A 12,587-nucleotide genomic window follows, 5' to 3' on the forward strand; every position below is an offset into this window, starting at 1 on the left:
TCATAAATTAGTATGATAGCGAGAATTATTTTCCATTTAAAAAAAATTAAACATTCGGAAGGATGGGCCTTTCCACCCAATAGGGCAGGGGGCCTATGCCCCTTCAACATTTTTAAATTGATTAAAAAACATTTGATAATAACGTCCATTGGCACTCAATAACTCATCATGGCTTCCACTTTCAATGATATGCCCATTGTCAATCACCATAATCGTATCGGCGTCGCGAATTGTATTCAAGCGGTGAGCAATGATGAAGCTTGTGCGCTCTTCCATCAATTTTAATAGAGCTTCCTGGATATGGAGCTCTGTCCTGGTGTCAATACTGCTTGTCGCTTCATCTAAAATAAGCAGGGCCGGCTTCGCTAACATTACCCTGGCAATTGCTAAAAGCTGCCGCTGCCCCTGGCTGAGGTTGCCGCCATTTTCCGATAAGACCGTATCATATTTCTGCGGCAAGCGGTTAATAAACACAGCTGCGTTTGCCATTCCGGCTGCTTGTTCTACCTCTTCATCCGTCGCATCCGGCTTCCCGTATTTTATATTTTCCTTAATGGTCCCCGAAAAAAGGTATGTATCCTGGAGAACAAATCCAAAGCACTTCCGCAAGCTATCCCTTGTATAGTCACGAATATCCCGGCCATCCAAAAGGATTCTCCCCTCTGTTACATCGTAGAAACGCGTTAACAGGTTCACAATGGTTGTTTTTCCAGCTCCTGTTGGGCCTACCAATGCCGTGCTGCTACCCACCTCAGCTTCAAAGCTGACATTTTTTAATATAGGTACATCCGGCCGGTAGCCAAAACTGACATTTTCAAAAACGACATGGCCTTTTGGATGTTCTAAAGAAATGGCATTCGGCCTGTCTTTTGGCTCCTCTTGTTCGTCAAGAACCTCAAAGACCCGTTCTGCGCCCGCAACGCCAGACTGGAGGATATTAAAAATGTTAGCAAGATCGTTAAGCGGTCTGACAAATTGCCGTGAATAGGTAATAAAACTGGCAATTGCCCCAATGGTAATTAAACTTTTAATGGCAAGAATACCGCCAATGACGGCCACAATCGCAAAACCAAGGTTATTAATGACGTTCATAATTGGCATTAAAAAACCGGACCAAATCTGTGCCTTCAGGCCGACATCACGCAGCCTTTTATTGACGACTTCAAACTCCTCAATCACTTTTTCCTCATGATTAAAAGCTTTGACCACTTCAATTCCAGAAATTGTTTCCTCGATATGACCGTTCAATTGACCGAGCTCGATTTGTTGATTTTTAAATAAAACACTCGTCCTTTTCGCAATGGTTCGTGTCAGCAGGTAAACAAGCGGCACCGTTACTAAACTAGCAACGGTTAAAATGGGGCTTAGATACAGCATCATGATGAACGAACCTGCAATCGCGACCACGCCCGACATTAACTGCGTAGCAGATTGAGAAATGGTGTTGCTGATATTATCGACATCATTAGACAGCCGGCTCATCAGTTCCCCATGTGTCCGTGAGTCGAAAAAGGAAACAGGCAGTTTTTGCAGCTTCTTAAACAAGGCATTCCTAAGGCGCTTGACTACCCTTTGAGCCACGCCAGCCATCAGCCATCCCTGCAAAAAGGTGAGGGCGGCATCAGCTGCATAGGCACACGTCAACACCATAATCATGATTTCCAGGAGATTAAAATCTACCTTTCCACTATGAAGGCTCATGGCATCTACTGATTTCCCAATTAAAAAGGGGGCGAGGAGCATAAGCACCGCATCAACTATAATAAAGACAAAAATAAGGGCAAGCATTTTTCGCTCATGACCAAAATAATGCCAAAGGCGCTTTAACGTACCTTTAAAGTTTTTCGGTTTTACAACAGGACCGCGCAGGCGGTGAGCCCCGCCTGGCCGAAGCGGAGGAGGAGTACTTGGAGTCTGTTCTGTACCTTTTGCCATGTTATAAAACCTCCTTACCCATTTGTGATTGATAGATTTCTTGATAAACACGGCAGTCTTCGATTAATTGATGGTGAGTGCCCATGCCCGCCAATTCACCTTGATCCAAAACGATGATTTTATCCGCATCGATGATCGAGGTAATCCGCTGGGCAATTAATAAGCAGGTAAGGCCATTCGCATATTCTTTCAAGGCTGCTTTTATTTTTGCCTCGGTTGCCACGTCGACCGCACTTGTACTGTCATCTAAGATTAAAATATCTGGTTTTTTGACTAATGCCCTGGCAATAGAAATCCGCTGCTTTTGTCCGCCTGAAAAATTAACCCCGCTTTGGCCTATCCCCGTTTGATAGCCCTCTGGTGAAGCCGTAATAAAGTCATGAGCCCCCGCAATGGCTGCGGCAGCCACCACTTCTTTCTCAGTGGCGTCCTCTTTTCCCCAGCGGATATTTTCCGCGACACTACCGGTAAATAAAATGTTTTTTTGTGGGACCATTGCAATTTTTTCTCGGAGAATTTTCGGATTCATTTGCTTAATATCCTGGCCATCTACTTTAATAGTACCGCTCGTGACATCATAGAAGCGGGGGATCAGCCCTACGAGCGTACTTTTTCCCGAGCCAGTGGAACCAATAATCCCCACCGTTTCCCCAGGGAGGATAGAAAGATTAATATTTTTCAAGACGGGCTCACCGCTTGTTCCTTCATAAGCGAACGTCACATCTTCAAAATCAATTCTTCCTTTTTGACCACGAGGCGGCGGTAAGGTCTGACTATTCCAGGTAATCGAATCCGTTTGGACAAATACCTCTTCAATCCGTCCAGCTGAGGCTCTTGCCCTGACAAACATATTGAATACCATCGAGATCATCATCAGGGAAAATAATATTTGCGTCATGTAGTTCGTAAAGGCAATAATATGGCCGACTTGGATATCACCTGACTCCACCCCTAGGCCGCCAATCCACAAAACCACGACAATTCCGAGGTTTACGGTCAACATAATTAATGGACTAAACGTCGCCATAAGGCGCCCTGCGGCGATCGATTGATGTTTAAACTGATCATTCGCCCCTGAGAACTTGCCCATTTCCACATCAAAGCGATTAAAGGCTTTCACAACACGGACACCGGATAAATATTCTCTCATAACAGAGTTGACTCGGTCTAAAGCCTGCTGCACCTTCGAAAAGCGGGGAAAGCCTAAGCGCAAGTTAAGGACAATCAATACTGCTACAATCGGAACAACCACCGCTAATACAACAGATAAGTGGAGATTTAACCGTGTGGCCATGACAAGTCCGCCAATGGCTAAAAGAGGCGCCTTGACGAAAATACGCATCAAGCCGTTAACAAACACCTGTACCTGGGTCACATCATTTGTCAGGCGGGTAATTAACGAAGCACGGTCAAATTTATCTAGATTTTTAAAGGAAAGAGTTTGAACTTTTTTATATAAATCGGAGCGTAATTCTGTCCCAAAATTTTGCGAAACAATGCTGGCAATCACACTACGCGTCGACGCACTGACCGCTCCTAAGGCCGTAATTAGCAGCATCATACCGCCCATTTTTAAGACATAATGAATATCTCGATTGACGACACCTTCATCAATAATTTTTGCCATGATCGTAGGCTGCATCAAGTCACTAATGGCCTCAAAGGTGAGAAAAAGTACGGCAATACTAAACGACTTCCAATATTTCTTTATGTATTTTGATAAAAACTTCATACTCCCACCTCAAATGATCTGCCAATTGTTTTAATGCTATTATAATTTCGTTTACCGTAATAACACAATTAAATACTTTCAACAATAAAAAAATGGTCCATATGGTATAAATGGACCACTTTCATTAACCTGATTATTACTCTTGAACAGGGCTGAATTCATGAACCCAGACGCGCATTTGCGGGAGCCATGGCATGCCTTTATGATAGGAAAGAATCGTTTGCTTATATTCTTCAACGCTTTCGAATCCCTCACGGCGGGCATCGGCATCTGTCAGCTCACCTAAGCTCTGCGAATATACCTTATCAACAACAAACTGGCGCCCTTCAAGGGTCATGATCTCTCCTGGGTCCGCGTAGCGGCCATTTCGGCGAGTCGCTGTTTTTTCTCCCGCAAGCACCTTCTCAACATCTGCTTTCATTGTAACTAAACGATCAACCGAACAAGTCTTAGGCGGCAATGCTTGGTTTTCATTTTGAAGCGACATTCAAATCTCTCCCTTTTATTGGCTTGTTTTACCATTTTACCACTGTCTCTATAGTAAATAAAAGTATTTGTGGTCAAGCAGTTACACAACTTGTCCGCCTTTATCACGATACTTTAAAATACCTTCTGCTGCGCGATAGGCCAAGGCACCCACTGTATCTGTCGGATTATAACCGGAGTTATGCGGGAATGCTGACGCTCCCACCACGAATAAGTTATCGACATCCCACATTTGTAAATAATTATTTACCGCAGAAGTTCCTGAATCAGCCCCCATAATGACACCACCGGTATTGTGAGTAGATTGATAAGTCGTAATATCATATGGACCCAAGTCTTTCATCGAATCAATATGATTTGGCCCCATTTCCTTTAGAATATCTGTACATTTTGTTGCTAAGTATTTTGCCATTTGGCGGTCTTGTTCTTCAAAGTCAAAGGTAATGCGAATAAGCGGGTCTCCAAAGGCATCTTTATAGGTTGGATCCAGATCTAGATAGTGATGCTTAAATGGCATAGAAGAACCTTGAGAGGCCACTGATAAAAATCGATTGGCATATTTAACGGACTTTTCCTTGAATTCTTTGCCCCAGGTTGGTTTTCCGCCGGGAACTGGGTTGTTTTGAATAGGTCTTAACCCTGTTTGTGCAAGTGAGATCATACCGCCATGAATGAAATTTACATTACTATGGTCAAAATTATCCCCGTTATAATCATCAACAACCATTCCCAACGCACCTGCACCTGCGAAGGTATTAAATTCTTTATCATCAAAAAAGCCGACAGCATTTCCTTTAATCACCTGGTAGGCATAGTTTTTTCCAATCACACCTGTACCAGTATTAGGATCATATGGTCTTCCTATATCGGACATTAACAGGAGGCGAATATTATTGAATACATAGCTTGTTAAAACAACAATATCAGCTGGCTGCTCAATATCTTCACCTGTCGTAACATCTGTATAGATAACACCCGTTGCCTTATTACCTGTTTTTAAAATCCTTCTCACATTGGAGTGGGTTCTTATTTCAAAGTTTCCAGTTTTATTAGCAACTGGAATTACCGTTACAACTGGATCAGCCTTCGCTCCATATTCACAGCCAAAACGCTCACAATACCCGCAGTATTGACAAGCCGCCCTTTGGATGCCATCTGGATTTTTATAGGATTCAGAAAGGTTGGCAGATGGCATCATATACGGATGGAGCTTCAAATTTTTCGCAGCCTTTTCAAACATGCTGATCGCTGGTGATTTTTTCATTGGCGGTGTGGGATATTTATCTGACCGCTTCCCGGCAAGTGGATTTTCCTCGCCCGATATACCAGCGAGCTTTTCAAACCTATCATAATAAGGCTCCAGCTGATCGTAGGTAATGCCCCAATCTTGAATAGCCATACCTGCAGGAATTTTATTCTTTCCATACCGTTCCACTGTTTTACTATAAATTTCAAAATCATATGGCAAAAAGCGGAAGGTTTGTCCATTCCAGTGGACACCAGAACCGCCTAAGCCGTCACCGAGCAAAAAGGAACCATATTGCCGCATGGGAAGGGCCCGGACCTTTTCATTACCTCTAAACGTAATCGATTCCCTTGATAGATCCTGCATCATCTCATAGCGGAGTGCATAGCGCAATTCATCATGTATCATAAAATAATCTTCTGTTTTCCGCTCTTTTCCTCTTTCTAATCCCACCACTTTTAATCCCTTTTTTGTGAGTTCTGAGGCAATAATACCCCCCGCCCAACCAACACCAATAATTACTACATCAACTTTTGGCAGCTTTCTCGCCATACTTCTTCCACCTTCTTCATTATTAATAGTTTATAACCTTCACACTTTCAGGCTCTCTTCAAATTTCTAATGTTTCATATGATTTTTTAGGCTTTGCGGTGTTACCTTTTGAAAATCCTTCTCAATGATATCTGCATAAGCCATCTGGCTTCCTGGATAATTCCTCATCTTCCAGCCATTCATATCCTTATTTCCACCATAAAGCGGATCACTGTATGCACCCTCGAGGGTGACACTTCTCAGCATTTGGAAAAATCCACTCGGAGAAATAGTCGTTAGCTTGACTTTATCCTCTTCAAAATCTCTGAGGACGGCATCCTGCTCTTCTCCTTTAAGATCAGTGAAGTTCTTCTTGTAAACTGCCATACTGTGGTTTTGAATTTCACGGATGGCAATATCAAAAATATCTCTGCGCTTTAACCGGCCTTGGTATCCCTGCTCTTTTTCACCACGATAGAAGGGGGCCTGCATATAATCCCTGGCATTAAAGCCCCAATTTCCAGCTAATTGATGGTCAATAAAAAAAGCCACCCCTAATGCCTTTGCACCCGGGCCATGATCATCCTCAGGGAAAATCCGCTCTGTTGCTGCTTCGACCACACTATATTGTTCCGGTGTAAAATACATGAGGGCTTGATTAAAATCCTCGGCCGCCGTCTTCTGAGGAACATTTGTCTCTTTCTCATCTTTATCCTTAGACAGCAGATTGCCGACAAAGCCTCCAACAGCTAATCCGCCAACTGCCAGCCCGGCGTTCCGAATAAAACTCCTTCTTGATACCGATTTTGTATTTTCTTTGTTTTCTTCAACCAATATGGGCACCTCCAGAATTTTTACTTGTTTCCAAATTTTAATAACTGCTTTTTTTATTATGTTCCAAAATAATCCACTCATACTTATAAAAGGGAAAGGAGAGAATAATAAAAAAAAGGAGGAAAAAACATGCAAAGAATATGGAATTTTTACGGTGGTTTTATTATTATTGCCATTCTCGTTCTTACAGGTTGTTCTGGGCAACAAAATGACAATAAAGCAGGGGAGAATGCAAACCTCCATGATAATACCCTAAACACAAAAGGGAATGGTCATGTTCATAGTTCTACCGACAATCCCAATATCATCCCGAGTACGGATCGTGGAAAGAAAGTCACCACAAATAAAAACCACCAAACCACTAACGGATTAGGGACAAATGTTTATAGCTTAATTGGAAGCTCCAGCTTGCATGATGGGGGAATCTCTTCACATCTAGAATCAAGACTTTCAGGGGAAGGAATCTCTGGCATAAAAGTATTTGTACTGGATGATACCATTATCCTCGCACGGGCCCAGAACGAAGTCACTTCGACCCAATACGATGAGATGCAAAATAAAGTGTTAACAAACACATCTGGATCTTCCGGAAAAGGAAATCTTGATGGCGTGGATACTCAGAAGATGAATAACGATGACAACATGGATAAAGCAAAAGATATGATGAGTAAAGCCTTTAACGGTCAGGTCCAGATATTAACAATCACAAATCCAGCTGCACTGCCGCTAATTGATGGGATTAAAACAAATATAAAATCGGAAACACCAAACTATACGAAGTTATCCAGCGATATCAATTCACTTATTAAAATGACACGCGAAAAATAATATATTTCATAAAAATAAAGACCGCTAAGACGGTCTTTTTCTATGGAAAGGGCTATACATGTAAATCTCTTCTTTTATAAAACGCAAAGGTAACATAGGAAAGCACAGCAATTAATCCAAAAGAAATCAATAGAAAGACGACATCCAGCCCGCCGCCATACATGACATTTTTCGCTTCAAAGTATTTAAATGGTGTAAAAAATTTTAATAGTTTGATGTGTTCATTCAAATCAATAGCAACCGACAAGATATAGGTGAGCAGCAAGATGGCCGTCGCTTGTGAAGCAGCGGTTTTGGGTTTCTTTTTTACAGCAGCCAAGGCACTGCCCATCACCATAAACAAAATTTGTAAAATAAACATGCCTGCCATGGTGATCGTGATATCTCCATTTATGCCTTCCCCGTTGCTGTATTTCCCCATTAACACGAGGGACGATGCATACGTAACAAGATTAAAGATGATGAGATTCACCAATGCAGCCATCAGTTTAGCAGTGATGATCTTATTTCTTGAAACTGGCTTAACGAATAAGAATTCGGCTGTTTTATCACGCTCTTCTTTGGCAATGATTGTGGCCCCGAGCATTGCCGCATGAATGGTGGCCATCAATAACAAATAAAGAAACAACAAGCCATAATACCCGCTAGCCTTGGAGACATCCAAGTCATTGAAACCTAATACGGCTGCTAATGATTTCGGCATGTCTGCCAGCATTGTATTCATCGATTGACCCGAAGATGAGTAGGCCTCGTACTTACTCATACCTGACGCAACCATCAGGAAGACACCGATGCACCAAAAGATGAGCGATTTACGATGAGATTTACATTCTTTTAAAAAGATATTCATACTTAACCCTCTCCTTAAACGGCATGGATGTCCTTTTTCACATAAACGAGATAACTGGCCGCGATCGCCAGAATGATGATCACTACCCCCACGATTAAAAATGGCATTTCAAAACTGGCATGTTCCAAAATATAGCTGTTATCAAAGTATTTAAACGGTGAAAGATACCGTTTCGCTTCATCACCCGATGTCGCACTTAACATACCAAGGAAGTAGAAGGCAAATACAGTCGCCAGCGAAACCGTCAGGACGGATTTTATTTTGGGAACAAGCACCGACATCAAAATGCCGATGGCTAAAAAAATAACTTGAGTAAAAAGTAACGTTAAGGACAGCAGAAAGAAAATTTTAAAACTAAACGTGTCCCTCTTCACTTGCTGGGCGGTGATACTAGCTGCAGCAAAATAAACGATAAACGTCATGACAAGCGATGATACTGCAGCCAGAAGCTTGGCAGTCAGTACTTGATTACGGGTAACAGGCCTCGTTAACAAAAAGTCAGCTGTTTTCTCACGGACCTCTTTACTGACAATACTTGTGCCGAGATTCATCGCTTGAATAGCTCCGCACAGTGTAATAAAGGTAAGCGGATAGCTATAGAAACCAAGAATGGAAAAGAAGGTATCCAAATTGATCCCAAATACTTGCCTAATTGATTCCGGGTAGTTTTGCAGTAAGTTAATAAACTCCTCCGCATCCTTTGCAAAGGAGGAATAAAACGACATAAACAGCACAATAATCAAAACCAAAGAGATGGACCAAATGATGGTCGACTTCCGATACGCCTGTAATTCATGACGAAAGATATTCATAGCTTACTAGGCCTCCTTTTCATAGTAATGCAAAAAGATCTCCTCCAAATCGGGCTCTTCAATCCAAACATTCCTAATGTCAATTTCCGCTAATTTTTTCATAACGGTATTGATATTCCCCCTAAATAAAAAGCTAGTTATGTTGTCGTTTACCTCAAGGTTATTGACACCGGTTAAATTGAAGTAAGCGGGATCCAATATGGTTTTCGTTTCAATTTTCACCTTTTTATAGTTGTTTTCTTGTAAAGTACTAATCTTTTCAACGGTCACAATTTTTCCTTCTTTAATAATGGCCACCCGATTGCATAGACGCTGTACCTCGCTAAGAATATGTGAAGAAAAGAGAATCGTTGCACCTTTCCTATTTTCCGCTTCTAAAAGGTCGAAGAATTTCTGCTGCATGAGCGGGTCAAGGCCGCTAGTCGGCTCATCGAGAATAATCAGCTTTGGCTCATGAAGCAGTCCCTGAACAATCCCAACCTTCTTTTTATTTCCCAGGGAGAGATCATCAATTTTTTTAGTGAGATCCAGGTCCATGATTTCCGCCAATTCCTTAATCCGCTTCCGGCAATCCTTTTTATAAAAACTAGCCGAATAGTTTAGGAGATCCTTCACTTTCATATTGTCATAGTAAAAAACTTCCGACGGCAGGTAGCCAATTTCCTTTTTAATTTCCGGCGCAAATTGGATGCAATCCTTGCCAAAAATTGTTGCACTGCCGCTGGTTGGGTAGATTAATGATAAAAGCGTCCGGATAGTCGTAGATTTACCGGCACCGTTTGGCCCGATAAAGCCAAAAATTTCTCCTTCTTCGACTTGAAAGCTGATGTCCGTTATCCCTCTTGCCTTGCCATAGGTCTTAGTTAGGTTATTAATTTCAATCACATTCATCGTGCGGACCCCCTTATTTATAAAAAACCCTCGTTAAAATCTCAAAGTATTCTTCTGCGACAGCGGTCATGCTGGGGTAATCAATTTCGTGTTCTGGTGCTAATTTTGCCTTCTTTAACTCTTCATCACTTATTTTTTCAAAGGTCCACGTTATAATCTTGAGGATTTTTTGAATATCGATATCCTCTCTGAACTTGGAGATATCTATGCCGTCGTAAATCTTGCCGATATTGATCTCACTCAACGCTTTTGTCTTATTTTCTACTTCAACTTTAATTTCCTTTGAGTCATCCAAATAAGCTGTTTCAATAAACTTAAAAATATCCGGGTATTGAGCCAACAATTCGGTTTTTATTAGTACAGATTTACGAATTCGTGTGAAAAAGTCCGGCTCTGTTAAGTCCACCTTTTTGTAAAATTCATCCGTAATGATTTGAATCCCATAGTCAAATAAAAATAAAAACAGCTGCTTCTTATTTTGGAAATAATGAAAGAGCAATCCTTTTGAAATCCCTGCTTCCTTTACCATTTCATTGGTTGATGCCAGGTCATATCCTTTCTGGGCGAATTCCTTAATCGCAGCATTGATGATTCGATCTTGTTTTTCTTTATCTAGGTTGAGAAATTTTTCAAACAAGGTGGCTTTCCTCCTTTTTTTGGTGTTGACCACACTAGTCAATGAAGTCATTATAATTCCGTTGACTGGTGTGGTCAACAAATGAATTTTTACAAAATATTGACATTTGTAGTTTGGTTTTTTTGAATGTGCTAACATACAGGGGAAAGACACATTTATCGGAGGTGAATATTATTAGTACGATTAAAAATAGGGATCCCTCGTTGACGTTGGAAGGTCTCATTACCGCTCAAAATAGGTTAATGGCTGGCCATCCCATGCATCCTGTCCTGGCTGCAAAGCAATCTTCTGTTGAGGCAGGTATTGGCGGAGAGGAGAGGGTTGCGGATGTATTGCAAGGGCATTCATTTTTATTTAAAAATCAAATTTTTCACGACTTGTCTCCCTCGGTATACGAAAGGTTTCAAATGGACACCTTTGCCATGACGCCAGGGTTTGGTGTGGTGTTTGAGGTTAAAAATATTGGCGGAACATTGGAGTTCAAGGAAAATCCACCACAATTAATCCGGACTCGAGACGATGGACACCAAGATGGATTTGAAAGCCCTGTTGTTCAGTTAGAAAGGAATTGCAATTTAATTAGTGACTGGCTTCGTCACCAGAGCATTCAGCTTCCTATTTTCGGTGCAGTTGTCCTTGCTTATCCCAAACAAATAGTGGCCGTTCCCCCTACAAACACCAAGTTATTGTTCCCCAGTTTGATTCCCACTTATATGAAGAGCCTTCCACAAAAGAAAAAAGGATTAGATCATGATACTTTTCATTGGCTCTCTAAAGAACTTCTTAACAGCCACCAGCCATATATTCCGAAACCTATTAGTGAAACCTATAAAATACCTTTTAAGGATTTTAAAAGAGGGGTGCAATGTATAGTGTGTGGCACATTTGGCATGATGAAGATGCCGAGGACATGGGTTTGTCCATCCTGCCATGCAGTGGACCACTTGGCGCACCAACAGACACTACGAGAGTGGTTTTTGATTTTTAGGGGGAGTATTACGAATAGAGAGTGTCGGGAGTTTCTAGGGATAGAGGATCCTGATACTGCTAAGCGAATTCTTCGTAGTATGAATTTAAAACATGAAGGGGAGTACAGATATCGATCATACGTACTTGATATGGCTAATAAAAAATCTGGGCAGGGGTTTCAATTTATCACCAAAGACTAACTAAAGTCTCTTTTCGCTGGTTGAGGTGCGGCATCCGCCGGTTGGCTCTCCTTATCCGCCGATTGGCTCTCCTTATCCGCCGATTGCAGCACGCTATCCGCCGGTTGATTCGCCTTTCGCCGATTGAGGTGTGGCATCCGCCGGTTGGCTCTCCTTATCCGCCGATTGCAGCCCGCTATCCGCCGGTTGATTCGCCTTTCGCCGATTGAGGTGCGGCATCCGCCGATTGGCTCTCCTTATCCGCCGGTTGCCGCATGCTATCCGCCGGTTGATTCGCCTTTCGCCGATTGAGGTGCGGCATCCGCTGGATGGCTCTCCTTATCCGCCGGTTGCCGCATGCTATCCGCCGGTTGATTCATCTTTCGCCGATTGAGGTGCGGCATCCGCCGATTGGCTCTCCTTATCCGCCGGTTGCCGCATGCTATCCGCCGGTTGATTCGCCTTTCGCCGATTGAGGTGCGGCATCCGCCGATTGGCTCTCCTTATCCGCCGATTGCAGCCCGCTATCCGCCGGTTGATTCGCCTTTCGCCGATTGAGGTGGGACATCCGCCGGTTGGCTCTCCTTATCCGCCGATTGCACCATGCTATCCGCCAGTTAATTCATCTTTCGCCGATTGAGGTGGGACATCCGCCGA

The 12,587-nt window shown here is 42.5% G+C and carries 11 protein-coding genes; 2 read left to right on the forward strand and 9 right to left on the reverse strand.

Going from position 1 to position 12,587, the window contains the following annotated elements:
• Positions 1 to 93: 93 nt before the first annotated feature.
• The 5 genes from AC4E8C_RS24370 to AC4E8C_RS24390 form a co-directional block, all read right to left on the reverse strand.
• Positions 94 to 1,935, reverse strand: a complete 1,842-nt coding sequence (locus tag AC4E8C_RS24370) for an ABC transporter ATP-binding protein (RefSeq protein ID WP_490209204.1) — start codon at positions 1,933 to 1,935, stop codon at positions 94 to 96.
• A 1-nt stretch (position 1,936) separates the two neighbouring features.
• Entirely contained in the window at positions 1,937 to 3,667 is a 1,731-nt protein-coding gene (locus AC4E8C_RS24375) for an ABC transporter ATP-binding protein (protein WP_490209205.1), read from the reverse strand.
• 136 nt (positions 3,668 to 3,803) lie between these two features.
• A complete protein-coding gene (locus AC4E8C_RS24380; RefSeq protein ID WP_490209206.1) occupies positions 3,804 to 4,154 on the reverse strand; it encodes an ASCH domain-containing protein in 351 nt (116 codons plus the stop codon).
• Between the two features lie 81 nt (positions 4,155 to 4,235).
• Positions 4,236 to 5,951 (reverse strand): GMC family oxidoreductase, encoded by a 1,716-nt coding sequence (locus AC4E8C_RS24385; protein ID WP_490209207.1) that lies wholly within the window; start codon positions 5,949 to 5,951, stop codon positions 4,236 to 4,238.
• Positions 5,952 to 6,017: 66 nt separating this feature from the next.
• Positions 6,018 to 6,764: a gluconate 2-dehydrogenase subunit 3 family protein gene (locus AC4E8C_RS24390; protein WP_490209208.1), complete on the reverse strand. Its 747-nt coding sequence runs from the start codon at positions 6,762 to 6,764 to the stop codon at positions 6,018 to 6,020.
• 129 nt (positions 6,765 to 6,893) lie between these two features.
• Between AC4E8C_RS24390 and AC4E8C_RS24395 the strand changes: the two genes are divergently transcribed.
• Entirely contained in the window at positions 6,894 to 7,592 is a 699-nt protein-coding gene (locus AC4E8C_RS24395; protein WP_490209209.1) for a hypothetical protein, read from the forward strand.
• Positions 7,593 to 7,644: 52 nt separating this feature from the next.
• Here AC4E8C_RS24395 and AC4E8C_RS24400 read toward each other — a convergent pair whose 3' ends face one another.
• Genes AC4E8C_RS24400 through AC4E8C_RS24415 form a run of 4 tightly spaced genes read right to left on the reverse strand, consistent with a single transcriptional unit; the run spans position 7,645 to position 10,782 of the window.
• A complete protein-coding gene (locus AC4E8C_RS24400; protein ID WP_490209210.1) occupies positions 7,645 to 8,442 on the reverse strand; it encodes an ABC transporter permease subunit in 798 nt (265 codons plus the stop codon).
• A 14-nt stretch (positions 8,443 to 8,456) separates the two neighbouring features.
• Positions 8,457 to 9,254: a DUF2705 family protein gene (locus tag AC4E8C_RS24405; protein ID WP_490209211.1), complete on the reverse strand. Its 798-nt coding sequence runs from the start codon at positions 9,252 to 9,254 to the stop codon at positions 8,457 to 8,459.
• 6 nt (positions 9,255 to 9,260) lie between these two features.
• Positions 9,261 to 10,145, reverse strand: coding sequence for an ABC transporter ATP-binding protein (locus AC4E8C_RS24410; RefSeq protein WP_490209212.1), 885 nt, complete (start codon positions 10,143 to 10,145; stop codon positions 9,261 to 9,263).
• 13 nt (positions 10,146 to 10,158) lie between these two features.
• Positions 10,159 to 10,782, reverse strand: coding sequence for a TetR/AcrR family transcriptional regulator (locus AC4E8C_RS24415; RefSeq protein WP_490209213.1), 624 nt, complete (start codon positions 10,780 to 10,782; stop codon positions 10,159 to 10,161).
• A gap of 203 nt (positions 10,783 to 10,985) precedes the next feature.
• On the opposite strand from AC4E8C_RS24415, the gene AC4E8C_RS24420 reads away from it, so the two are divergent.
• Positions 10,986 to 11,951, forward strand: a complete 966-nt coding sequence (locus AC4E8C_RS24420; protein ID WP_490209214.1) for a nuclease-related domain-containing protein — start codon at positions 10,986 to 10,988, stop codon at positions 11,949 to 11,951.
• Positions 11,952 to 12,587 lie beyond the last annotated feature (636 nt).

Source organism: Neobacillus sp. SRL179, from assembly GCF_984799095.1.

Excerpts from the sequence above, each read along its gene's own strand:
- AC4E8C_RS24400 (WP_490209210.1), bottom strand. The coding sequence starts at position 8,442 with ATGAATATCTTTTTAAAAGAATGTAAATCTCATCGTAAATCGCTCATC.
- AC4E8C_RS24395 (WP_490209209.1), top strand. The coding sequence starts at position 6,894 with ATGCAAAGAATATGGAATTTTTACGGTGGTTTTATTATTATTGCCATT.
- AC4E8C_RS24370 (WP_490209204.1), bottom strand. The coding sequence starts at position 1,935 with ATGGCAAAAGGTACAGAACAGACTCCAAGTACTCCTCCTCCGCTTCGG.
- AC4E8C_RS24405 (WP_490209211.1), bottom strand. The coding sequence starts at position 9,254 with ATGAATATCTTTCGTCATGAATTACAGGCGTATCGGAAGTCGACCATC.
- AC4E8C_RS24380 (WP_490209206.1), bottom strand. The coding sequence starts at position 4,154 with ATGTCGCTTCAAAATGAAAACCAAGCATTGCCGCCTAAGACTTGTTCG.
- AC4E8C_RS24375 (WP_490209205.1), bottom strand. The coding sequence starts at position 3,667 with ATGAAGTTTTTATCAAAATACATAAAGAAATATTGGAAGTCGTTTAGT.
- AC4E8C_RS24385 (WP_490209207.1), bottom strand. The coding sequence starts at position 5,951 with ATGGCGAGAAAGCTGCCAAAAGTTGATGTAGTAATTATTGGTGTTGGT.
- AC4E8C_RS24410 (WP_490209212.1), bottom strand. The coding sequence starts at position 10,145 with ATGAATGTGATTGAAATTAATAACCTAACTAAGACCTATGGCAAGGCA.